General features: G+C 48.7%; 22 protein-coding genes. 9 read left to right on the top strand and 13 right to left on the bottom strand.

Annotation, left to right across the window (positions count from 1 at the left end; all coding sequences use genetic code 11):
* Positions 1–17: 17 nt before the first annotated feature.
* The 9 genes from U8U68_RS15285 to U8U68_RS15245 form a co-directional block, all read right to left on the bottom strand.
* Positions 18–869 carry a 5'-3' exonuclease gene (locus U8U68_RS15285; protein ID WP_322202303.1) on the bottom strand — a complete coding sequence of 284 codons (852 nt, stop codon included), beginning with the start codon at positions 867–869 and terminating at the stop codon, positions 18–20.
* Between the two features lie 5 nt (positions 870–874).
* Entirely contained in the window at positions 875–2,242 is a 1,368-nt protein-coding gene (gene mnmE, locus U8U68_RS15280) for a tRNA uridine-5-carboxymethylaminomethyl(34) synthesis GTPase MnmE (protein ID WP_322202301.1), read from the bottom strand.
* Positions 2,243–2,428: 186 nt separating this feature from the next.
* A complete protein-coding gene (gene jag, locus U8U68_RS15275) occupies positions 2,429–3,385 on the bottom strand; it encodes an RNA-binding cell elongation regulator Jag/EloR (protein WP_322202299.1) in 957 nt (318 codons plus the stop codon).
* Between the two features lie 84 nt (positions 3,386–3,469).
* Positions 3,470–4,540 (bottom strand): YidC/Oxa1 family membrane protein insertase, encoded by a 1,071-nt coding sequence (locus U8U68_RS15270; protein ID WP_322202297.1) that lies wholly within the window; start codon positions 4,538–4,540, stop codon positions 3,470–3,472.
* A gap of 246 nt (positions 4,541–4,786) precedes the next feature.
* Positions 4,787–5,011, bottom strand: coding sequence for a membrane protein insertion efficiency factor YidD (gene yidD / locus U8U68_RS15265; protein ID WP_322202295.1), 225 nt, complete (start codon positions 5,009–5,011; stop codon positions 4,787–4,789).
* The gene (gene rnpA, locus U8U68_RS15260) at positions 5,008–5,358 is read right to left on the bottom strand and encodes a ribonuclease P protein component (RefSeq protein ID WP_322202332.1); all 351 of its coding nucleotides are present in this window, start codon (positions 5,356–5,358) and stop codon (positions 5,008–5,010) included. The genes yidD and rnpA overlap by 4 nt, the downstream gene beginning before the upstream one ends.
* A gap of 425 nt (positions 5,359–5,783) precedes the next feature.
* Positions 5,784–5,918: a 50S ribosomal protein L34 gene (rpmH, locus tag U8U68_RS15255; RefSeq protein WP_009064849.1), complete on the bottom strand. Its 135-nt coding sequence runs from the start codon at positions 5,916–5,918 to the stop codon at positions 5,784–5,786.
* Positions 5,919–6,044: 126 nt separating this feature from the next.
* Entirely contained in the window at positions 6,045–6,347 is a 303-nt protein-coding gene (locus U8U68_RS15250) for a PadR family transcriptional regulator (RefSeq protein WP_322202293.1), read from the bottom strand.
* Positions 6,341–7,153, bottom strand: coding sequence for a hypothetical protein (locus tag U8U68_RS15245; RefSeq protein ID WP_322202291.1), 813 nt, complete (start codon positions 7,151–7,153; stop codon positions 6,341–6,343). The genes U8U68_RS15250 and U8U68_RS15245 overlap by 7 nt, the downstream gene beginning before the upstream one ends.
* 464 nt (positions 7,154–7,617) lie before the next feature.
* Here U8U68_RS15245 and dnaA point away from each other — a divergent pair, with 464 nt between their 5' ends.
* The 9 genes from dnaA to U8U68_RS15200 all read left to right on the top strand — a co-directional run bounded on the left by dnaA (position 7,618) and on the right by U8U68_RS15200 (position 19,522).
* Entirely contained in the window at positions 7,618–8,925 is a 1,308-nt protein-coding gene (dnaA, locus tag U8U68_RS15240) for a chromosomal replication initiator protein DnaA (protein WP_322202288.1), read from the top strand.
* Positions 8,926–9,321: 396 nt separating this feature from the next.
* Positions 9,322–10,425 (top strand): DNA polymerase III subunit beta, encoded by a 1,104-nt coding sequence (gene dnaN, locus U8U68_RS15235; RefSeq protein WP_322202286.1) that lies wholly within the window; start codon positions 9,322–9,324, stop codon positions 10,423–10,425.
* Between the two features lie 46 nt (positions 10,426–10,471).
* Entirely contained in the window at positions 10,472–10,684 is a 213-nt protein-coding gene (locus tag U8U68_RS15230) for an RNA-binding S4 domain-containing protein (protein ID WP_322202284.1), read from the top strand.
* 71 nt (positions 10,685–10,755) lie between these two features.
* Positions 10,756–11,880 carry a DNA replication/repair protein RecF gene (gene recF, locus U8U68_RS15225; RefSeq protein WP_322202282.1) on the top strand — a complete coding sequence of 375 codons (1,125 nt, stop codon included), beginning with the start codon at positions 10,756–10,758 and terminating at the stop codon, positions 11,878–11,880.
* Positions 11,881–11,930: 50 nt separating this feature from the next.
* Positions 11,931–12,212: an extracellular matrix regulator RemB gene (gene remB, locus U8U68_RS15220; protein ID WP_322202280.1), complete on the top strand. Its 282-nt coding sequence runs from the start codon at positions 11,931–11,933 to the stop codon at positions 12,210–12,212.
* A gap of 399 nt (positions 12,213–12,611) precedes the next feature.
* On the top strand, positions 12,612–13,898 hold the full coding sequence (locus U8U68_RS15215; protein WP_322202279.1) for a PAT1 family protein: 1,287 nt from the start codon (positions 12,612–12,614) through the stop codon (positions 13,896–13,898).
* 372 nt (positions 13,899–14,270) lie between these two features.
* Positions 14,271–16,232, top strand: a complete 1,962-nt coding sequence (gene gyrB, locus U8U68_RS15210; protein ID WP_322202330.1) for a DNA topoisomerase (ATP-hydrolyzing) subunit B — start codon at positions 14,271–14,273, stop codon at positions 16,230–16,232.
* A gap of 63 nt (positions 16,233–16,295) precedes the next feature.
* The gene (gene gyrA / locus U8U68_RS15205) at positions 16,296–18,848 is read left to right on the top strand and encodes a DNA gyrase subunit A (protein WP_322202277.1); all 2,553 of its coding nucleotides are present in this window, start codon (positions 16,296–16,298) and stop codon (positions 18,846–18,848) included.
* Positions 18,849–19,096: 248 nt separating this feature from the next.
* The gene (locus tag U8U68_RS15200; RefSeq protein WP_322202275.1) at positions 19,097–19,522 is read left to right on the top strand and encodes a DUF3788 domain-containing protein; all 426 of its coding nucleotides are present in this window, start codon (positions 19,097–19,099) and stop codon (positions 19,520–19,522) included.
* A 210-nt stretch (positions 19,523–19,732) separates the two neighbouring features.
* Here the strand turns inward: U8U68_RS15200 and U8U68_RS15195 are convergent, their stop codons facing one another.
* The 4 genes from U8U68_RS15195 to U8U68_RS15180 form a co-directional block, all read right to left on the bottom strand.
* Complete coding sequence (locus U8U68_RS15195) at positions 19,733–20,653, bottom strand: transglutaminase-like domain-containing protein (RefSeq protein WP_322202273.1); 921 nt, start codon at positions 20,651–20,653, stop codon at positions 19,733–19,735.
* Between the two features lie 50 nt (positions 20,654–20,703).
* Positions 20,704–21,300 (bottom strand): hypothetical protein, encoded by a 597-nt coding sequence (locus U8U68_RS15190; protein WP_322202271.1) that lies wholly within the window; start codon positions 21,298–21,300, stop codon positions 20,704–20,706.
* Positions 21,301–21,329: 29 nt separating this feature from the next.
* Positions 21,330–21,878 carry an NUDIX hydrolase gene (locus tag U8U68_RS15185; protein ID WP_322202269.1) on the bottom strand — a complete coding sequence of 183 codons (549 nt, stop codon included), beginning with the start codon at positions 21,876–21,878 and terminating at the stop codon, positions 21,330–21,332.
* Positions 21,879–22,205: 327 nt separating this feature from the next.
* Positions 22,206–23,495 carry a DUF1015 domain-containing protein gene (locus U8U68_RS15180; RefSeq protein ID WP_322202267.1) on the bottom strand — a complete coding sequence of 430 codons (1,290 nt, stop codon included), beginning with the start codon at positions 23,493–23,495 and terminating at the stop codon, positions 22,206–22,208.
* Positions 23,496–23,630: the final 135 nt, after the last annotated feature.

Below are 23,630 nucleotides of genomic sequence, written 5' to 3'. Positions count from 1 at the left end.
TAAGATTCACATCAAAGTTACTTCAGGCCAATCCCATGTAAAACTTCCCAAGTAGTAAAAACGACATCAGAAAATTCCATTTCCGATAGTTCAAAAGGCAGTTCCGCATAACCACTTAAGCGAATCAACTGATCATTCAAAAGCAGACGCTCAGTATTTTCCAAAACAGTGGTCCTTAATCTAGGGTTAGAAATATGTACAGCATTCTCAATCAGCTGAGAAAGACTACCAAACTCACGCAATAGAGCAGCGGCCGTTTTCGGCCCTATTCCCCGTACACCATTAATATGGTCCGAGGAATCTCCTACTAAAGACTTAAAATCCGCATACTGCCATGGCTCAATTCCAAAACGATCTCGAAGATATTCTATTCCACAAAAATAGGATTTTTTACCACGATAGCGAAAAACCCTCACATTTTCACTAAGCAGCTGAAAAAAATCACTGTCAAAGGAGGAAATTATAATCTCATCTTCCACACCATATCGGCTTACATAACCAGCCATCCAGTCGTCAGCTTCACAATCAATGGTTTCTTTATAGGGGATTCCTAAATAATCAAGGGAAGCATACACCCAAGGCAATTGGGAATAAGGATTTTCTTCTTCCGAAACATCTTGATAATCAATCCGGTTGCATTTATACCCAGCATATAATTTATTACGAGGATTTTCATGTTCTCCATCAAACAAAACCGCGACATGGGTAGGCTTTGTGTACCGGAAAATCTTCAAAAGTGCCCCCACAAATCCTAAAACACCCCAAATACCTATTCCATTCGCATCCGTTATCCTGGCAGGGATTCCAAAGAACATTTGAAATAACAGATTATTTCCATCCACTAAAAGAATTCGTCGCTTCTCACTCATATCAATTATTTTCCCACACAGAACTGCTCAAAAACCTGATCCACAATTTCCTCTGAAACCCTTTTGCCTGTCAGTTCATAGAGAGCAGCCAAGGCATCTTCCACACAGACCGTTACCGCATCTAAAGTCATTCCTCCACTCAAAGCACTTTCCCCTTCCATCAGGCTCTCAACGGCTCGCTGAACTGCCTTTCTCTGTCGTTCTGTAAACAACTCTCCATGATCTGGATCAAAGTCCTTTTCACTTAAAAGTTTCTCTAAGGCCTTACCCAGTTCCTCTATCCCCTGGCCCTCTCCAGCCGAAATCAGTACAACCTGGTTAAAACGGGCATATATCTCTTCTAAATCCATCTTCTGCTCCAAATCTGTTTTATTAACTACAGCCAGAGCAGGACAACTCTTTACACGCTCCATCAAGATAGTATCCTCTGCCTCTAATTCACAGGATCCATCAAAGACAGCCAACACGAGCTGAGCGGAAGAAATCCGCTCCCGAGCAGCCGCTACCCCAATCTCTTCCACTGGGTCCTCTGTCTCACGCAAACCAGCAGTATCCGCAAGAATCAAGGGAATTCCCGCCAACATCACCGTTTCCTCCACCACATCCCGGGTAGTACCTGGATACTCTGTAACAATGGAACGCTGACAGCCTGCCAAAAGGTTCATCAAAGTTGATTTTCCCACATTCGGCCGACCAGCAATCACCGTACGAAGCCCCTCTCTATAAATCCGCCCCTGTTCAAAGCCTTTTAGCAGCTTTTCCAAATTCGCCCGGCAACCCGCCAGTGAAGCGGCCAACTCTTCATCTGCCAGTTCCTCCACATCTTCCTCAGGAAAATCTGCCCATGCAGCCAGATGTGCCCCCAACTGGCCCAATGTAAAAGCGATTGCATCAACTTTTTTTGTCAATGCCCCTCTGCTGGCTGCTTCCGCCATACGTGCCGCCTGGTGGCCACTAGCATGGATCATCTCCATTACAGACTCTGCCTGAGCCAGATCCATTTTTCCATTTAAAAAAGCCCGCTTAGTAAATTCTCCAGGCCCTGCTGGCTGTGCGCCTGCAAAAAGCACCTCCTGTAAAACTCGACGAGTAATATACAGCCCTCCATGGCAGGAAAGTTCTACTACATCCTCGCCCGTATAGCTTCTGGGAGCGGCAAAAACCGTGGCCACACAATCATCCAACTTATCCCCAGAAGAAGAATGCACCCACCCAAAGGCACAGGTGTAGCCATCCATTAAGCAAAGCCGCTTTCCTCTCATAGCGGAAAAAACCCTGTCCCCTACCCGCCGGGCCTCTGGACCTGATATACGAACTACACCAATTCCCCCCGGAGCCTGACCGGTAGAAATAGCCGCAATAGTACTACCCACAAAAAATCCTCCTACAACAATAGTATCTATAAATTATTATACTAAAATTATCAAATAATTGTACCAACAATTTAATCTATTACCAATACACTTATGATGATAATCCATTCAATTCAAAATGCTCAAATCATAGAATGCAGTCAAAAAAGAAAAGCGGGACCGCACAAAGCCGCCCCGCTAAAAATCTCACTTTTTTGCTTCAATTTTCCCGTAAATCGGCGCGCCGGGATCATCTGCCTTTGGACCCTCAGCACGCGGAGCCGCACTAGACTGACTGCCCTTTTGGGGCCGGCCGCCCCGGCGGTCCCGATCATAACCCCGGTTATTATAACCGCCTCTGCCGCCGCCCCGGCGATTCCGGAACTGAGAGCGCTCGCCGCCCTCTGGCCCAATCACCACATGCCTGCCCTGGTTCTCTCCTTCGCTCCAGGACTTAGCCCCTTCCACAGTTTGAACCGCTGTATGGATAATTCTCCGCTCATAAGGATTCATAGGTTCCAAAGAAGCATTACGACCAGTCTTTACCGCCCGATAAGCCATCTTCCTGCCCAAAGCCTCTAAAGTCTCCTTGCGCTTCTCCCTATAATTCCCTACGTCAAGCGTTAGACGGAAATAGGAGCCATCTGTGTGGTTGGCTACTAAAGAAGCCAGATATTGCAGGGCGTCCAGGGTCTCCCCCCGGTGACCAATCACAAAACCAATATCTTCGCCGCCCAAAGTAAGAGCCGCTCCAGACTCCATTTCCTTTATACTAACCGTTGCATCATGCAGGCCCATACAACTTAATACCTGCTTTAGATAATCCGCCGCTTTCCGCGCAAGATCTTCTCCCCCACTAGAGGGCACAGCAACCGACGTCTCCTCTACAGGCTTTGAAACAGGAATGGCCTTGGGAGCCAGATTCTTTGGAACAGGCTGCTCCAAAACCTTCGCCGGAGCAGGAACTGATACAGAAGGTGCTTCCTCCACCTCAATATAAGCCCGCACTTTAGCTGGCCGGCCTCCAAAAAGTCCAAGAGTCTTTTTCTGAGGCATTTCTAAAACTTCACACCCGGCGTCAATAGTATCCACGCCCAATTGTTTGCAAGCGTTTGCAAAAGCAACCTCTACGCTTTCACCTGTGGCTACGGCCTCTTTAATCATGGTTATTCCTCCTTTATAAAGAGCGCGCCCTTATTCACCACAAAGGCGCGCAAAAAATCAAAACATTTCTAATTGGCACAAAGTTTACTTCTTACTACCCATATAATTAGCCGTATCACCAGAACCAGACTTCTTCTTTTTTTGTGTCTGTTTCTGCTGCTTCTGCACTGCTTTTTCAGCCTTTTGTTGAGGCACATGGCTTAACTTTTCCGCAATCATCCTCTGCTGGGCTGCGGTCAAAGGGGTAACATTTGCCTCTGCCTGCTCCAGGGAAACCGCCCTTCGAGCTTCCGCCATAGAGGCCATCTGGTCATTACTAAAGTACTTGTTCATAATGATTGTCTGCAAAAAGCTTGCCAACAAAGAAATGATATTATACATACCCACAGCCGCTGGCATGATAAAAGCCCAGTACACGCTAATAAGCGGGAAAACGTACATCATCACTTTTGTGCAGCCCTTTCCCGCGCCCTGGGGAGCCCCATTCATCTTACTAGTATAAAATTGGAACCCAAAGCTCAATACAAGAGACAGCACGGGAATCATCCAAAGGAAGGTCCAAAAACTAGACTCCTGGGGAGAAGCCAACATATCCAGGCCCATAAACCGAAAACCTTGGGAAAAGAATTCAATACGCGCCAGATCATCCTGGGAAAACATGGTCAGGTTGTCCTTCAGAACATCAAAATGGCGGATAATTTGCAGTTCGGTGTACATCCCCATACCACTGCTGGAACCAATACCCGGAATCTTCATAATATAGTCCGTGGCTTTTGCCACAGCCTCACTGGCAATATGAAGCGTATTGGAAAGAGGCATAATTACACTATAGAAAATACCCAGCATAATGGGAAAGGGAATCAAGGTAGTCAGACACCCGGAACCAGGGTTAACCCCTTCCTTTTCATAGAGCTTCATCAGCTCCTCATTATATTTCTGTTGATTATTCGCGTATCGCTTTTGCAGTTCCTGCTGTTTGCCAGTCAGCTTGGTCTGAGCAGACATACTGCGCTGCTGCTTGACGGACATGGGGAACATAACTGCCTTGAGAATAAGGGTAAACAAAACAATTGCTACGCCATAGTTCCGGAAGATCGTATACAAAAACCATAACAAATAACCTAATATGCTGCCAAAAAAATTAAAAATTCCCATTCGGTGTTATTAACCCTTCTTTACTCTTTCATAAGGTAGTAAGCCTTTTTCTCGCGAAATTCAAATAATAGAGAATAGCCTCCATGTTCAAGATCTCCAGAAGCTTTTAAGCATCCACAAGTTCCTTCTACATGAACCGGCAATTCCTGGCCTGTCCGCCACAGACAAAGACTTGCTAAAAAACCAACGCCTTTTCACTGCGCTTCGCTCAACATGGTTTAAAAAAACTCTTTTTTCGAAAGCCTGTTAATATTTCTTCTTTTCCGGTACCGGATCATACCCGCCCCGACCCCAAGGGTTGCAGCGCAATATTCTCCAAACGGTCAGAGCCATACCCTTTAAAGCGCCAAAACGCTGGATTGCTTCTAACCCATACTGGGAGCAGGTGGGAATAAACTTACAAGAAGGCTGGGTATGCGGCGAAATGTGATTTCTATAAAATTTAATCAGCCATATCAAAATGAACTTCATCTGCTCTTTGCTTTTTCCGCCCCATTCCACAAACCAGCGGCTTTCAGCTGCCGCCCCAAATGCGCCTGCACTTCTGTGCTTTTTACAAAAGGCGTACGACCCCTGGCCACAAAAACTAGGTCATAGCCAGTGTGAACCTCTGGGGCCAGCGGTCGAAAAGCCTCACGAATAACACGCCGGGCACGGTTGCGCTGCACAGCGTTACCAATCTTCTTACTGGTGGTAATGCCTACCCGCAGGACCCGCTGCCGGTTTTTCAGCACATAAAGCACCACCACTGGAGAAACATAGCTCTTTCCCCGGGAATAAACCCGGCGAAAATCATTGTTCCTGCAAAGCGAAATCATCTTGTCCAAAAACAGCCTGCCTTCCTCTTTCTCGGGGCCCTCTTTATAACAAATAAAGGCCACAACAAGAGCCTGTTTCAAAAACCAGAAAACGCTGCCTTTTTTTCAACAAAAACGGGATATTCGCGTGAAGCATCCAAGAAATACGGAAGTATTTCTCAAAGGTTGTTCTGAAATACCACGCACTTGGAAAAGATCCAGCATTTCCTCGGTTTTAAAACAGCCTCCCGGTGGCCTTTATAGTCGACTCACTTGAAAAATAGCTTTTCAAGTGGCAGGCAGAGTTTATAAAACCCCACCCGCGTAATGGTCTTGTTCAAAAATAAAACCATTACGACTCATGCAGTTAAGAAGCACTATAACGTACAAAAGTTTCTTAACCATAAGCGCCGGATAAAACTGCACCCGCCAAAATAAAAGGCAAATTAATAAGACAGGCGGGCCCTGCCCTTTGCCCGGCGGCGCGCCAAAACCTTGCGTCCGTTTCTGTCAGACATGCGCTTGCGGAAGCCGTGCTCCTTTTTTCTGTGGAGCTTCTTCGGCTGATAGGTTCTCAGCATAGAAAGTCCCTCCTTTCGGACTAATCCCTTGCAATTAAGAATTATACCTTACCAAGGGGCCTTATGTCAACAGAAAAATTTCAGGAATTCAACAAATACATATATAACGTGGAAAAGGGGCGGCGCCTATGCCACCCCCAGCTCCTCCACAGCTTTTTTCAGGGCCCGCCACTGGTCTAACAGCGCCTCATAAGCCTTGAGTCCTTCTGTTGTCAGCCGGTAATACTTTCTAGCCGGGCCTCCAGAAACCTCCCCCCGGTAAATCTCTGTCCAGCCCGACCTGCACAGTCCCCGCAGCAGGGCATAAATAGCGCTCTCTTGGGTATCGGGAAAAGCGCTGTGCAAAAGGGACAGCATCTCATAACCATACCGGTCCTCCACAGTAAGCAGGTGGAGCATACACAGCTCCATCAGCTCCTTTTTCAGCATAACCCCACCCCCGCAACTAGAATTCCCGCCGCTCCAATGAACAAACTGCTAGACGCACTGACATGTATCCAACTCATTAAATTAGCCGGTCCAGCATTAGTATAATAATTGAAAATGGATAGAAGAAAGCCAGCCTCCTGAAAGTCAGGAAGAGCAGTAGGCCCCATATAACCCAATATGGACATGACGTTGATACTCAGGCAGACCAGCGTCATACATAGAATCGCCACGGCCCGCCAACCCCTGTGAAAAAGCTTAGCCAGTAATACAAAACCGAAACTCAATAGAGAAAGAACCGGTACACTGGTCCGAAGGACATCCTGGACAATCCATACCGCGTCGAGATGGATAGCACTGGTCACAATACTGGGCAGAAAGAACATGGACCCGCAGAACAGGGCCACCAACACAGCCATTGCCGCCGCAACTGCCAGCAGAAGCTTGTTCTTCTGGTAAAAGGGCCGCAGTGGGCGCTCCACACCAAACCAAAACAGCAGGGTCCCGGCCGCCACCGCTGCCATAACCAAAGCTTCTATAGAGTAATAGCAGCTGTGCATGACCCAGTGGGCTGGGAAAAAAATCAAAAGCAGAATTCCGACCAGCAAGATATGCCAAATTACTACCTGCCGCCGGTTCGCAGCGGCCAGAACCGCCTTTTTAGGCGGACCAAAACGTTGGCAGGCTTGTTCTTCCCCAACCTCACCCAAGATTTCCCGATAGTCCTCCATCATTTCCCTGGCTTCTTCCTGGGGCAAAAACCACCGGGCCGCCAAAGAGAGCATTTGAAAGTAACCAAACCGTTTCATAAAAAATCCTCCATTCTTCTTATTTTTTCACTCTGCTAGAGCTGGTTTGAAACATCCAAAACGCCGTCTTTTTGCCCAAAAGCGGCCATCTTCCGCATCAAAAATCCTTGTCAACCGGCCGGTTGACTTGCGGTTTTTCCTGGGATCTGACCACTTCTGACCCAAAATTCCTCATCCCCGCTATGTTCCAACAAGCCCTAAAAACCTGCCAAAAAAGATCATCTTTGCTCTACCAACTACTGATAAAAGCATTACTGATAAAAATATAATAGCATTCCGTTTTGGAAAAGTCAAGAGGAGTGTGGAAAAATATTTGAAAATGAGCCGGAGATATGATATACTATTTTCTGTAAACCATTTTTACGGGGGATTGCGCGGAGGCAGCTTGAGGGCCGCCGCGCAGAGGAGACGCACGGCAAAAATAGGCCGGGCCGCCCAAAACGATTATTACGGAGGGTATATTCTTGGATTCTTTCAATCAAGCTTGGGAAATTATTTGCGAGTACTGCAAGAGCCAAATCACAGACGTGGCGTATAAGACCTGGTTTAGCCGGCTAAAGCCTGTTTCCATGGACTTTGAAAACGGGGTAGCCATTATCGAGGCGCCCAACGACTTTCACAGACAGACCTTATTGCGCTGTTATAGCGACCTTTTAGAACAGGCGCTGAAAAACGTGTTTGGGAACAACATTGGTTTTTCCTTGATAATACAAGAGGACAAGCCACAGCCCGCTGAAAAGAATATTCCCCAGGACGACGGCTATGAACTGACTTTTGAAACCTTTGTGGTAGGCCCTTCCAACCGCTTTGCCCATGCCGCTTGCCAGGCCGTGGCCAGCAAACCCGCCATTCTATATAATCCTCTATTCATATACGGAAACTCTGGTCTAGGCAAAACCCACCTGCTCTCCGCCATCTCAAAAGAATTCACCAATAATTTTCCAGGCCAAAGCGTGGTCTATGTAAAAAGCGAGGACTTTACCAACGAAGTCATCGAGGCAATTGCCCGGGGCACCACCTCCTCTCTGCGAAATAAATACCGCAACGCCGACCTTTTCCTGGTCGATGACATTCAGTTCATTGGCGGAAAGGTTTCTACCCAAGAGGAATTCTTTCATACCTTTAACACGCTTTATGAGGCCAAAAAGCAGATTGTTCTCACTTCGGACCGGCCTCCCAAAGACATCGCCACCTTAGAGGACCGGCTAAAAACCCGGTTTGAATGGGGCCTGACAGCAGACGTACAAGAGCCAGAGTTTGAGACCCGGGTAGCCATTATCCGCCGGAAAGCGGAGAGCTTTGACTTCGACATGCCGGAAAACGTATGTGAATACATTGCCAACAAGCTAAAAAATAACATCCGCCAGCTAGAGGGCGCGGTAAAAAAGCTTCGGGCTTTCCATCTGTTGGAAAACCGGCCGGTAAATATTGCCACAGCGCAAACAGCTATTAGTGATATTATTAACAACTCCCAGCCCACTCCCGTGACAGTAGATAAGATTATTGAAGAGGTGGCCAGGACCTACCAGGTCTCTCCAGAGGATATTCGGTCTCAAAAACGAAATGCCTCTGTCTCTAAAGCCCGGCAGGTCTCCATGTACGTGGTGCGGGAGATCACCCAGATGTCTATGGTAGAGATTGGCCAGACCTTTGGGGGCCGGGACCACTCCACGGTAGTGTATGCTATGCACCAGATGGAGCAGAGAATGGAAAAGGAATCCCACACCAAAGACACAGTGAACGATATTATCAAAAATATAAGGGACCGGTAAAAGCTGTTAAAAGATTCACAGGAAAAACGAGATCTTCTTAACTTTTCCCTAACATTCCACAAACAGGGATTCCACTGGCTGTTAAATGAATCAAGGGCTCTTCACCATTCCACCATCTTGTCCACAGTCTGTAGTGAAGTTTTCTAAAGCGATTTTCCTTGATTCTTCCAGGGCTTTCAAAAAAATTAACAGAATTAACAGAGCCTATTACTGCTTCTATATCTCTTAATAAAGAAAAGAAAGAGAATCAGAAAGCGCCCGGTAATAGATAAGGTGGATAAAAATAATACTTTCTCTTACAGCACGTAACATCCCTGGCCCAGAAAAGATGAATAAACCCATTTTGGTTTCTCCCAACAGCTTTCCATGGAATTTATTATTAAAGAGGTAACACTTATGAAATTTTCCGTAAACAAAAAAGACATTACCGAAGCCGTCTCCAATATCCAACGGGCCGTCTCTACCAAAACCTCTATCCCCGCCCTGGAGGGGATTCTTCTCTCCAGCCAAGAGGAAAACCTGGAACTTAGCGCTTTTGACCTAGAATTGGGAATTACCACAGTGATTCCTGCCAAATTGACAGAGCCGGGACGGTCTGTGCTTAGCGCGAAGATATTTTTTGATATTGTGCGCCGTACCCCAGACGACACGATTACCATTGAAGTGGATGAAAAAAATATGGCCACCATTGAGAGCGGGTGCAGCCGGTTCTCCATTATTGGCATTCCCGCTGAGGAATTCCCCGAGCTTCCTAAGCTGACCGATTCCACAAAAATTGAACTTCCCTCCAATATTTTAAAGAGCATGATCCGCCAGACCGTTTTCGCTGTGGCTGAAAGCGACGCCAAACCCATTCATCAGGGGACTTTATTTAATCTTTCTGAAGGCCAGTTGGACTTAGTAGCTGTGGATGGCTACCGTCTGGCTAAACGCACCGAGCCTATAGGATTTGACGGAAATCTATCCTTTGTGGTGCCTGGAAAGACTTTGGTAGAGGTGTTGAAGCTGCTGAAGGAAACCGATGACTTGGTGGAGCTGTACGCCGGGCAGCGGCATATTCTCTTTAAAATTGACAACTATACCGTAATTTCCAGCCTGCTGGAAGGTGAATTTCTCAACTATAAGGCGGCCATTCCCACTAGCAGTAAAACCAGTGTAATGCTGCGCTCTCGAGAGGCTATTGAAAGTGTGGAACGTGTTTCGCTCTTAATCACGGACCGGATTAAAAGCCCCATCCGCTGTATTTTCTCAGACAATGAGATTAAGCTGCTGTGCACTACCTCCATGGGTCGGGCCAGCGACCAGATGCAGGTGGAGATAGAGGGGGAGGATGTGGAGATTGGCTTTAACAACCGTTATCTGCTGGACGCACTGCGGAACACGGAGTGTGACGAGGTAAAGGCCTGTCTTAGCGGCCCCCTTAGCCCCATGACCATCCACCCAAAAGAGGGAAACAGCTTTTTATTTCTAGTGCTGCCAGTGCGGCTGAAGAATAACTGATTCCTTATTCATTAGAAGTAGGCCAGGCAGCCTTTAAGGAGGAAAAATGGAAACCATTTTGATAGAGACAGACTATATCCGGCTGGACGCCTGTTTAAAGTTGACAGGTCTGGTGGATACCGGCGGCCAGGCAAAGATTGCCATTCAACAGGGGGAGGTCTCTGTGAACGGTGAAGTGTGTACAATGCGCGGCAAAAAGCTGCGCCCTGGGGATCAGGTAGAGGCCGGAGGAAAAAGCTTTAAAGTAGGAAAAAATTAAGAAAACTGGATATTGAATTTTTAGTTTTAGTCCTATAATTTTATAAGGATGATGGGAAGGAGGAGGCCCTCATGTATGTAACCCGGCTTGCCACCAGGAATTATCGAAATTTGGCAGAGGGCGAGCTCTTTCCCTGTCAGGGCGTAAATGTGATCTATGGCGGTAACGCCCAGGGAAAAACTAACCTGCTGGAAAGTATCTGGCTTTTTACCGGTGGTCATTCCTTTCGAGGAGCAAAGGACGCTGAGCTGCCCCGGCTAGACCCCGCTACTGGGAAAAATTCCAAGGGTACGGTTCTGGATTTGGATTTTTTCAGCCAGGGCCGGGAGCAGTCGGCCCGGCTTCAGATTGAGAATGGCCGCAGGGCCAGCATCATTAACGGGGTGAAAAAGAAAACTGGCGCGGCACTAATCGGCAAGGTACGGGCTGTGATCTTTTCCCCCGAACACCTTTTACTGGTAAAAGAAGGACCCAGCCGCCGCCGGGGCTTTATTGACGGAGCCATGTGCCAGCTAAGGCCTGGCTATGCGGCGCTGCTTAGCGACTATAAACGCACGCTGATGCAGCGCAATGCCCTGTTGAAAGAGATGCAAAAGCCGTCTCAAGGAATAGCGGATACCTTGGAAATATGGGACCTACGTCTGGCCAGCCTGGGAGCTCAGGTCATGGCGGAGCGCAGGGCTTATACAGAAAAGATTGCCCCAATTATTGAGGAAATATATGATGGAATTGCCAGGGGAAAGGAGAAGATTCAAGTCCTTTTTTCTCCCTCCATTCAGGAAGGGGAAACTGTAAAAGAGATGGAAGAATCTTTTTTAGCCCAGTTAACCCGGTTTCGTCCCCAGGATGCTCGAACCGGGCATACCTCCTGTGGTCCCCATCGGGACGACTTAGAAATTATGATTGATAGTATTTCTGCCAAAGCTTTTGGCTCTCAGGGCCAGCAGCGCAGCGCGGTTTTGGCCATGAAGTTGGCAGAGGCGCAGGCTCTTTGCGACCACTCGGGAGAAACGCCTGTAATTCTTTTAGACGACGTAATGAGCGAGCTGGACCGGCAAAGACAGGACTACCTGCTAAACCATTTGCAGGGGCGGCAGGTATTCATTACCTGTTGCAGTCCAGAGACCGTGAACTTAATGGAGACCGGTATGCAGTTTCAGGTAGAGGCCGGGCAGGTGGCAGTAGAAAAGCTATGACCTGGAGCCCAAAGTTTTAAATCCCTTATTATCTAAAAAAAGGAAGATTTATGAAAATGTACCTGCATTTGGGGCAAGATACCATTGTAATGACCCAGAAGATCGTAGGGGTTTTCGATCTGGATAACTCCACAGTATCGAAAAAAACCAGAGATTTTTTGGCAAAGGCTCAAAGAGAGGGCAGGGTGATTACAGTAACCAATGAGTTACCCAAGTCCTTTATTGTCTGTGCTGGAGAGGAGAGAGAGACTGTTTATCTTTCTCAAATGTCCCCCGCCACTCTGTTGAGAAGAGCCCGGGATGGGTTCAAAAATCCCGAAAACACGCATTAAATCAAATAGGCTCAAAAAAATCCTGTTGGATTTGACCAGTGTTTTAGAGCCTGTTCCCATAAAGTAGGGCGTTTGGATTTTCGCGGGGGTTTTGAGGCAGGTTCTAGGAGAAAAGACCCGGAAAACCCGGCTGTTTATGGTATTACAATTCTGGCAAGCTTTTTTGATGTGAAAACTGCCAAAATCCACAAAATATCAGACACGATTCCTTGTGTGAATAGGCTCTAGTATAGAAAGGATGGAAAAACCGATATGCGATATTTTGGAGTACCTACCTGTCCATACTGTAAAAAAAGGGTAAATTTAATCAGGACCTGGTCGCTAAAGCGGCAGGGAGAATATCAGTGCCCAAGATGCGGGGGAATCTCAAATATATTTCTCTCTCCGCTGATTTATGTGATGGCGCTTTTAGCTGTGTTCGCGGGGGGAGCCCTATATTTTTTCCACAAGTTTGTGCTAGATGATATTGAGCTGAAAACGGCTATTTATGTGGTGATTCCCTTTGCTGTGTTCTTTTTGTTCAGCTTATTTATGGTGTATCTGGAAAAACCTGTCATTAAAAAAATTTCCAAAGAGGAATATAAACGTAACCGCCGCCAAAGACAGACATTAGATGAAAATCAGCCCCAGGCTACGCCAGTATCTCAAATAAACGATTCTCAGGAATTTATTCCTGTAATCAGAACGAACCGGGCTCTGCTGGAAAATACAGGGGAACGCCGCCGGGCTTCTGCCCAGCAGCCAAAGCCGAAGGCCCAGGGAGGCGAAACCGGCGTTTTGCCCCAGGCGCAGAACACGCAGCATAGTCCTGTACAGCAAAATGCTTTGCAGCATAACCCGGCCCAGCGCGGCATGGGAGAGAGCAGGCAAATTGACCTGGATAGTTTTAGCAGAGCGAAGCGGCAGGCAGCCCAAACTAATCTACAGCATAGCCAGCAAATTAGGCGCGGAGTGCGGCAGGACGCCTTAGAGGGTTCAACGACCCATATTGACCGCCCAACGATAGCTGCCCAGACGCAGGTTCAGTCAAAGGCAGGTCAGCCGGTTTCCCGGCGGCCGGCCCAGCCACAAAACCAGGCCCGGCCGTCCGGCGCTTCGCCACAAATGGTTCAGGCATTACGAGATTCAGGAGCGTATCCACCAGCCCGGCAGACTCCCCAGGATGCCCGGCAGGTTCCGGCAGATCCAGCCACCCAGGCTGCTGCCCGGGCTGAAACCGATTCCCGCAGGCGTACGCCTATTCAGCAGACCGCTTACAGTCAGCAGGGGGGCAATTTCCGCCAGCAGGCCCAGGCAATTCAACAGCACACAGCCGCCCAACAAAGGGCCTCTTCTTATCAGAGCGGCAATATGCAGCGGCCAGCTACGCCGAAAAATATTCCCCAGGCCTATCAGACTTCTGCCAATAGGCCCGCTGTCTCATCGGCACCTGCCCGGCCCACGGCCTATGTTCAGCAGCCAGCAGATTCCGCCCCTCCCAGGCAGGTACCAGCTGGGTATCAACAGTATAGATCCCAGCAGCAGGACACAGCCTCTTCCCAGAGACAACCAGCGCCCCACCAGCAGTTTCGCTCATCTTATCAGCAGCAGAGATCCCAAAATCAGGGTGAAAATTCCAGAAGGAGTTCTCGTGTAATAGGTGGCATTGAAACGCCGCTGAATCATGACGATGTGATGAGAAGATAGCAGCTGGGGAACAGCCAGGAGAGAAGTTGACAGAAAACCGGAAAAACGTCCCAACGGGGCGTTTTTCTTGATATTTCATATATTAGCCGGGGGAATTTCTTATGTTTTGTAATAGGAAAGTGGAGGCAAGGTCCATACTGTAAAGGGAGTTCAAGGGGCGTGTTTATAGCCGAAACTTTTTCTGTTTCCTTACTGGAAACTTGCCAGTTTATCGACGGGATTTAGGCACTCCCCACCTTGCCAGAGACTTTACAAATTCTTGAAAATATGCTATAATTATATGAAATAATGGAAGAAAATGTGGCCAGAGTTGTTTTGAGAAATCACGAAGTTGGAGGGCGTTTTCTGTTGGATATAAACGAGATAAACGAGATGACAAAAAGCGAACAGGCCTATGGCAGCGACCAAATTCAGGTGCTGGAGGGCCTGGAGGCTGTGCGTAAGCGGCCAGGCATGTACATCGGCTCTACAGGTCCTCGGGGTCTGCATCATCTGGTCTATGAAATTGTAGATAACGCCATTGACGAGGCGCTGGCTGGGGTCTGTGACAAAATTGTGGTCCGGCTGCTGCCTGGCAATGTGGTCTATGTCTCGGACAACGGCCGGGGAATTCCTGTGGGCATCCAGCACCAGACCGGATTGCCCGCTGTTACGGTAGTGTTCACCATTCTCCATGCTGGCGGCAAGTTCGGCGGCGGCAGCTATAAGGTATCCGGCGGTCTGCACGGTGTGGGTGCCTCGGTGGTAAACGCACTTTCCACCTGGCTGGAGGTGGAAATTGTCAGTGACGGGGTACGGTACTACCAGCGCTTTGAACGGGGCAAGGCTGTGACCGAGCTCATTGAAAAGGGCCCCGCCCCAGAGGGAAGCAGCAACGGCTCTGTTATATGCTTCCAGGCGGACCCGGAAATTTTTAAAGAGACTACAGTGTATAGCTATGAGACCCTACAGACCCGGTTGAGAGAACAGGCTTTTTTGAACGCGGGCCTAAATATTGAGCTCATTGACGAGCGGGACCCGGAGGAACGCATACCGGAAGAGCGGGAATGGGCCCGTCCAGTGGTGAACAGCTACTGCTATAAGGGCGGTATTCGGGAATTTGTGGATTATCTGAACAAAAAGAAGGCCGTAGAGGTCATTCACCCGGACATTATGCATTTTTCTAGCGTGGCAGCGGACAACAACGCTACAGCGGAGATTGCGTTGCAGTATACGGACAGCTTTAACGAGCTAGTCTTGTCCTTTGCCAACGACATCCGCACAGTAGACGGGGGCACCCACGAAGAGGGCTTTAAGCGGGCCCTGACCCGGGTGATGAACGACTATGCCAGAAAGTACAATATCCTAAAGGAAAATGATAAGAACCTTTCCGGCGAGGATGTGCGGGAGGGCCTGACCTGCGTGATCAGCGTGAAGCTGAAGGAGGCCCAGTTTGAGGGACAGACCAAGGCAAAGCTGGGAAATACGGAGATTAGTGGTCTAGTGAACACCATGCTCTATCAAAACATGATGGAGTATATGGAGGAGAATCCCACCATAGCCAGGGCCATTTTTGATAAGGCTCTTACCGCTTCCCGGGCCCGGGAAGCGGCCCGGAAGGCCCGAGAGCTGGCAAGGCGCAAGACAGCCCTGGAGAATAACTCGCTGCCCGGCAAACTGGCTGACTGCCAGTCTCGGGACCCGGAAGAGACGGAAATCTATATCGTGGAGGGTGATTCCGCCGGCGGCTCGGCTAAAAATGGCCGGGACAGGAAATTCCAGGCCATCCTTCCCCTGTGGGGCAAAATGCTGAACGTGGAAAAGGCCCGGCTGGATAAGGTATATGGCAACGAAAAGCTAATGCCCGTGGTTACCGCCTTGGGCACCGGCATTGGCGAGGATTTTGACCTCTCAAAGCTTCGCTACGGTAAAGTAATCATTATGGCGGATGCCGACGTGGACGGTAGCCATATCCGCACCCTATTACTGACCTTTTTCTTCCGGTTTATGAAACCCCTGGTAGAGGAGGGCCACGTATACCTGGCCCAGCCTCCCCTGTATAGAATTACGAAAAATAAGCGGCACCGGTACGCCTACTCGGAGCCTCAGCGGGATAAAATTTTGGCAGAGCTGGGTGGAAACTGCTCCATTCAGCGGTATAAAGGTTTGGGTGAGATGGACCCCATTCAGTTGTGGGAAACTACTATGGATCCTGCGGTGCGGACCATGCGCAGGGTGCAGGTGGACGACCTGGTGCGGGCGGACGAGGTGTTTACCGTTTTGATGGGGGATAAAGTGGAGCCAAGAAGGGACTTCATTGTAGAGAACGCGCAAAAAGCCAACTGGGACGTATAAGATATAAGAAACGAAAAGCAAAAAAGCGGACAAAGATAAAGAAACAGAAAAAGGAGACCCCCCATGGATGATTTTGAGAATACCGCCTCTCCTCCAGAAGAAGAATCCGGCGGAAGCGTTATCGACGTAGCGATTACCGACGAGATGGAACAGTCCTTTTTGGACTACTCTATGTCCGTGCTTGTGCAGCGGGCCCTGCCGGATGCCAGAGACGGCCTGAAGCCTGTGCATAGACGCATTCTTTACCAGATGTACCAGGACTCTCTGTGGCCCGACGGCGCTTACCGAAAGTGTATGGACACTGTGGGCAAAACCCTGGCCTCTTTTCACCCGCATGGCGACGCTGCGGTGTATGACGCTATGGTGCGCTTGGCCCAAGACTTTTCCATGCGCTATATGCTGGTAGACGGCCACGGCAACTTTGGCTCTGTAGATGGCGATCCTCCGGCTGCCCCACGTTATACCGAGGCCAGAATGACAAAGCTCTCGGTAGCCATGCTGGATGACATTAATAAGGATACGGTAGAGTTTACCCTAAACTATGACGACCGTTTGAAAGAGCCCACTGTGCTGCCCAGCCACTTCCCTAACTTGCTGGTGAACGGAACCATTGGTATTGCCGTGGGTATGGCCACCAGTATTCCTCCCCACAATTTAGGGGAGGTGCTGGATGGTGTTTGTTGTATGATCGATAACCCGGACGTTACCTTGGACGATCTGATGGAGCATATCAAGGGCCCAGACTTCCCCACTGGGGGCATTATCATGGGACGCAGCGGCATCCGTTCGGCCTACGCCACAGGCCGGGGAAAGGTAATTGTCCGGGCCCGGGCAGAGATTGAGGAGGACGAAAAAACCGGACGCTCCAAGATTATTGTAACGGAAATTCCCTATAAGGTGAATAAGGCTGATCTGATTAAGCATATTGCCGACCTGGTAAAGGAAAAACGCATTGAGGGCATCTCCAATGTGGACGACCATTCTGACCGGGAGGGTATGCGGATTGTAATTGATGTGAAGCGGGAGGCCTCGCCTCAGATCGTGCTGAACCACTTGTTTGCCCTGACCAAAATGCAGGACACCTTTGGGGTTATTATGCTGGCCATTGTGAACGGCCGGCCCCAAATGTTGAATTTGCAGCAGATCTTACAGGAATATATTAAGTTCCAGATGGACGTGATCGCCCGGCGCACCCGGTTCGACTTAAACAAAGCCCAAGAACGGGCCCATATTCTGGAGGGCCTAAAAAAAGCGATTGACATTGTAGATGAGATCATTGAGACCATCCGGGGTTGTAAGGGCGGCCGGGCAGAGGCAAAAGCCGCGCTGGTGGAACGCTTTGATTTTGATGAGGTGCAGGCAGAGGCCATCTGCCGGTTTCAGTTGGGACAGCTAGCCGGGCTGGAAATTCTCCGCATTGAGACAGAGCTCTCTGAACTGCACCAGCGTATTGCTGATCTGAGTGATATTTTGGCCAGTGAGGCCCGCCGCAAAGCCATTATCAAAGACGAGGCCATGGACATGAAAAACCGCTTTAATGACGAGCGCCGTACCGAAATCGCGGCCATCAGCGGCGAGGTGGATGTGGAGGACCTGATTCCTGTGGAGGAATGTGTGTTCACCCTGACCCAGTACGGGTATGTAAAGCGGCAAAAGCCAGATTCGTACCGAACCCAGAAGCGGGGCGGCAGGGGCATTTCTGCCATGAACCGCAAGGAGGAGGACGCGGCTACCCAGGTGTTTGTTACAGGCACCCACGACTATGTGCTGTTTTTCTCGGATATGGGACGGATGTACCGGCTGAAGTGCTATGAAGTGCCGGAGGGCTCCCGGGCCAGCCGGGGCATGCATATCAAGAACCTGCTGCCTCTACAGGACGGGGAAAAGGTAACCTCGGTTCTTGGGCTCAGCGATTTGGACGATGATAAGTTCCTGGTGATGGTCACCTGCAGGGGTGTGGTGAAGCGCACCAAGCTCTCTGCTTTTAACAATGTGCGCAAGGCGGGGCTTATTGCCGTGGACCTGGATGAAGGCGACCACCTGGCCTTGGTGCAGGTAACCAGTGGCGACGACCAGTTAATTGTATCTACCCGCAACGGCATGGCCCTGCGGATGCACGAGACTGAAATGCGAGAGTTGAGCCGCACTGCCCGGGGCGTGAAGATTATGACCTTGGATGAGAATGATCAGATTGTGGGTCTGGATGTGGTACGCCCAGGCGGCATGGTGCTCACTGTCAGTGAAACAGGTTTTGGCCGCCTCTCCTCCCCCGAGGACTACCGCCTGCAAAAGCGGGGCGGTAAGGGGCTTATCAACTACCATGTGGAGAAGTTCGGCGCCGTGGCAGGCGTGAAGGTGGTCTTTGAGGATGAGGACGTGATCTTAATTTCCGAGGACGGAGTGATTATCCGTATTCCAGTGGGTGAGATACGACAGTGCGCAAGGCCTAGTAAGGGTGTGCGGGTAATGAAAGTGCCGGAGGGCAGCCGGGTGGTCACCCTAGCCAGCGCGCCCAAGGAAGAGGCCGCGGAGGACCCGGAAGAATCTGCGGAAGAGATAGAAGAAACAGAAGCCCGGGATCTTCCCAGCAAGCCAGAAGAAGAGGAAGAAATTTAAAGGCAGGGGCAGCTAAGATCGCTCTTTGTGAACGTATCAAAGTCCAAAGGGTCCGCCCGCTGAACAGCGAAAGCAAATTTTTACAGGGGCTTGCCCGTTATCACTTAAAAAAGAGAACTTGAATAAGAAGGTATTCCCCAGGCGCCTGTGATAAGAAAGTAGATACCCGCTGAAAAGAAGTTGCTTTTTGGCGGGTACTATTTATAGTGAACGAACCAAGAAATCGAAGTTTTATAGAGGAGGCTATCATGCTTGATATAATCCCTGACGCAGAACAATTGAAAACCTTAGTTGGAAAACCTTTATATGAGGTCTGGGAAAAATTATGTGCTTTAATTGATGAAAAATATGATATGGATTGCTTATGGGATAAAGGCGGTAAAGCGTGGACATATGAATATAAATACCGTCGCGGCGGCAAAACTCTATGTGCGTTATACGCAAGGGAAAACTGTATAGGCTTTATGATTATATTTGGAAAGGATGAACGCTTAAAATTTGAAAAAGATAGAGAAAATTACTCAGAAGAAGTTCAACGGATTTATGATGAAGCCAGAACCTATCATGATGGAAAATGGATGATGTTTGAGCCAACAGATACTTCTCTATTTCAGGATTTTATCAGACTGTTGGGCATTAAAAGAAAATCAAACAGAAAAGGGAAAATTAATTAGAAACTTTCCATTTATTGCTTTTCCCTGCGGAAAACTTTTCAAAGGGTCCCTAGGGAATTCTTAAGGCAATACCGCACAATTCTAAGTAGCGTATTGCGCCAGCCGCGAATTGTGCGGTGTTGCCTTATAGCAAGAAGGGCAAGACAAACCATCTTCCGTGGCTTGTCTTGCCCTTAAATTTTTATAAGATAGTCCTTGGAAAGGGCTTTTTTAGTGGGATGAGGAAGCTCCAAAAATATCATCATAGATATTTTGTGTAGCATTTGTCAAGTCGGTAAATTTCTCATTGTTCTGCCATAAGCTTTCGATTTCGTCTATATTTTCGTCTGGGCGCAGCAGCAGCTCCGCTAAAGAATCAATCTCCCTTAATTCTGATTCAGGCAGGAGATGAATACCCTTTCGGATATACCTTGGCTGATAGGAATAGAAAATTTCGTTGTTCATTAAAGCGTGAAAATCCATAAAAAGATATTCGCCCACGCCATCCAGCTGGTTTGGGACAAACAAATTTAGGGATTTCCCAAAGGTGTGATTTCGTAACCCAAGCCATGCCTCTGCTGCGGGAATGAACTTTTGCCTTGGCAAATCGAATTGACTGTAGCCAAATCGTGATTCAAATTCATAATAGCCGTCTGTGTCTACCAGCACCCACCGCTTTTCCGTATCGTTCCAGTATTCGTTTACCCAGTGCTCTGTATAACTGGCTCCGTCATTGCCAAAATCTATAAATCCAGCTCGAGAACGGCATGGAATACCTTTTGCCTTTAAGATGGAACTGAATAGTATAGAAGCGTGGCGGCAGGATACGGTGATTCTTTTGCTTACGTCTTTTCCTTCTGTAAAGCCTGATTCATCCAGCCGGAAAATTTCCGCTATCATACCAGCGGCAGTAATAAATAATTCATCTTCATTTTTAAAACGGGTTTTTGGGTAAGAGGCGAATTTTCCAAAATATTTATTTTCCAAATAAGCAGAGGGCGGGGTAAAGTACATGGTTGGGTGTGTGATTTGGCCGCATACCAGCATGCCAATAGACGGAATATCATCTGGCAGAGATAAAAGATATTCTTTGTATGCGCCAGCATAGGTATAGGAACTTACCTTTAAATACCGTAAATAATCCACAAGCATGGCCGTCTCCTTAATGTTGAAAAGTGGTTAATACTGTGGGGAATGCGTTTTTAGCCCTTTGCCTTGTCTGCCAAAGCCTCTTCAAAATCCGGCAGTTCGCCGGTTTGACGGTAATAAACCTCGCTGACCTTTAGGGCCATACTTCGATATAGCTCCATAACCTCTTTGGCGGCATCAATTTGACTATCCATGTCCTCCTCCAGGTCTGTGTAAATTTCATCAATCTGACCCTCTATGCTGTTCCTCCAGCTGTCCACCTCCTCCTGCAAAGTTTTTGCCGCATCGCTGGGCAAAACTTCCATGGCGGCCTGAGAAACAGAATTGATGATCCGTTCCCAGTTCTGATTGGCTTCTTTATAAACTTTACCAATAGCATTGGCAGAAGAGGCGAACCGCAGGTCCTCTTTTATTTTAGAGTCTACCAGATTATGTTGCGTAAATAACTGGGCAAAGTCTTGGTCTGAAGTGGGTTCAGGGGTAGCCGTGGCTTCTGGTGTAGGGCTGGATGTGGGTTCTTCGGTAGGTACGGCAGTGGCCTGGGGTGTGGAGGAGGAGATGGAAGAGGGCGGAGCTTCTTGACAACCAGTCAAAAGGGCCATAAAAACTAACCCGGCCGCGGCCAGGCTGAGAAAGATTTTATTTTTCATGGAACAGGTTCCTTTCAAAAAACGATATTTTATAACAAACCTTTTTCTACCAAATGGGCAGTTTTTAAAATGCCAATTTGGGTTTTGGCGTCGGGAATCTCAAGGTTGTAAACCATCTCCACAGCCTTTTCCAGGGGAATACGCTCTGTAGAGAGAAACTCATCCTCATCCAGATGAAGGCTATGCTGGTCGCCGCGGACCCGGCAGGCCCAAAGGCGGATGATCTCCCCGCAATAGCCGCCAGTAGGGTATACTTCACCTAAAGAAATATAGTTTTCGCCTGTGGTGCCAGTTTCTTCCATTTGTTCCCGCTTCATGGCTTCAAATGGGTCCTCCCCGGGTTCCAGCTTGCCCGCGGGGAGTTCTAGCAAAACTTTCTTATAAGGATAGCGGAACTGACGGACAAAGATTAGCTGGTTCTCTGGGGTAAGCGCTGCCACGCTAACGCCGCCCGGATGATCGACTACCTCCCGCATAGCGGTTTTTCCGTTTTCCAGCTCCACTTGATCTAAGCGGACGTGGATAATCTTTCCATCATAGATGGACTCAGAACTAAGGGTTTTTTCATATAGTTTCATATGGGATTCCTTTCTATAAACCAGATACAACAACCTAAAATATGTGGACAGTTTAGGGCTTGTTTGAAAATAGAGGGAATGGGGTTTTCTACTCAGAAGCGGTGAATTTCAAGGAGTTTCTACGGGGAAAGCGGCCTCTTCTGGGAAAAAAGACGGCGTTTCCGATCTTTCAAACCAGCCCTAGACTCCGTTTTAAAATCGGAGAAATGCCGGCGCCTTTCCAGGGTTTTTGACGCCGAAGCCACCATTTCTGGGCAAAACTGACCCTGTTTCGGAGTTTTCACACAGACTCTAGGATCGACTTACTTTATTTAAAAATTGATAAAATTACTGGCTGCTTAGATCATTCATCACCAGTCCTGTGATAAGCTTTGGATAAAAATATGTGGACTTCTGGGGCATTTTTTCCCCACTGGCAGCCACCGCGCCAATTTCTTCTACCCGGGTGGGATTCAAAAGGAAACAGCAGTTGGCCTTGCCGCTCTCCACTGCTTCCACCGCTTCCTCTGCCGAGCGGGTGTAGGTCAGGTTTACCTGATTGGCCATATTTTCTTTATCAATACCCAGCAGCCGCTCTAAAATAAGAGAATGCAGAATGGTTACATCCAGGCTCCGATAAGCGGAGCTCATGGCAGGCAGCAGAGCTTCTACGGCGGAAAGGTCTTTCAGCGTTAAGATCTGCCAATGTTCCCCATCAAAGTAGGCGAAAGCATGCTCCCCCTGGGCATACGCATGGTCAAGAGAATTCTGGATCTGATCCAAGGTACGATTCTCTGCTGGAGAAAGGGTAAAGTACTCTTTACAGGCGTCTAAAAGGGCTGTGCCGCTGAAATCAGTTAAACCACGAACTAGGCGGTGGGTGGGAAAAACCACTAGGCCAGGATCTGCCATGTCCGCTAGGAACATCATTACATACCCGGCCCCAGGGATATATTGACCCTGCTCTTGTAGGTGCCGGCGGTAATTAAGGGCGGTTTCATAACGGTGGTGGCCGTCGGCAATGTATAGCTTTCGAGGGGCAAAGTCCTCCTGCAAGGCCGCTATGGCCTCAGGATCGTTGATGACCCACAGCCGGTGGGTCACCAGACCATCGGAAAATTCATAGCGGGGAACCGTGCACTGACAAAGATGGTCCAGCCGCTGGCGGGTGGTGTGGGCATGGTCCTGATAAAGGGAATAGATTTGGCTGAAATTGCAGTTTGTGGCCTGCATTAGCTGAAAGCGGTCCTCTTTCGCTTTGCTTAGGGTCTCCTCATGGGGCAGCACTACTCCGGCAGTGAATTCTTCCAGCCGGACCCGGCAGATCAGGCCCCGAAGCTTTTTTACCTCTCCCCTATCTACCCGGCTGAGGAATTCCTCCTCATAAATATACATACCTGGGTCCATATCATGGGTCAAGGATTCTTCCTCCAGCCAGGAGGAAAGAGTAGCCTTTGCCGCGGCATAGGGCTCTTCTCCCTTGGGTAGTTCCAGACGGATGACGTTATGGGGATTTGCGTTAATAAAGGCCTGGCGCTGTTCTTCACTGATAATATCATAGGGCGGGCAGGTGAGCTCTTCTATTTTACCGGCCTGGCTGGTGTAGCGCAGGGCGCGGAAGGGTTGAATGTCTGCCATAATTCCGTTGCCTCCTTTTTCATTCAGTGCGCTAAGTCTATATAGGTACACACCTTTGTCTATTTTAACCGCTACATGGCCTTGCGTCAAGCAAGAATCACCAGGTATTCACGTAATATTCACAATTGGGGGGTA

It is taken from the genome of Acutalibacter intestini, assembly GCF_034334985.1.
Classification (GTDB): Bacteria; Bacillota; Clostridia; order Oscillospirales; family Acutalibacteraceae; genus Acutalibacter; species Acutalibacter intestini.
Note: the sequence above shows the minus strand (reverse complement) of the source record. Positions and strands in the feature narration are given on the sequence as shown.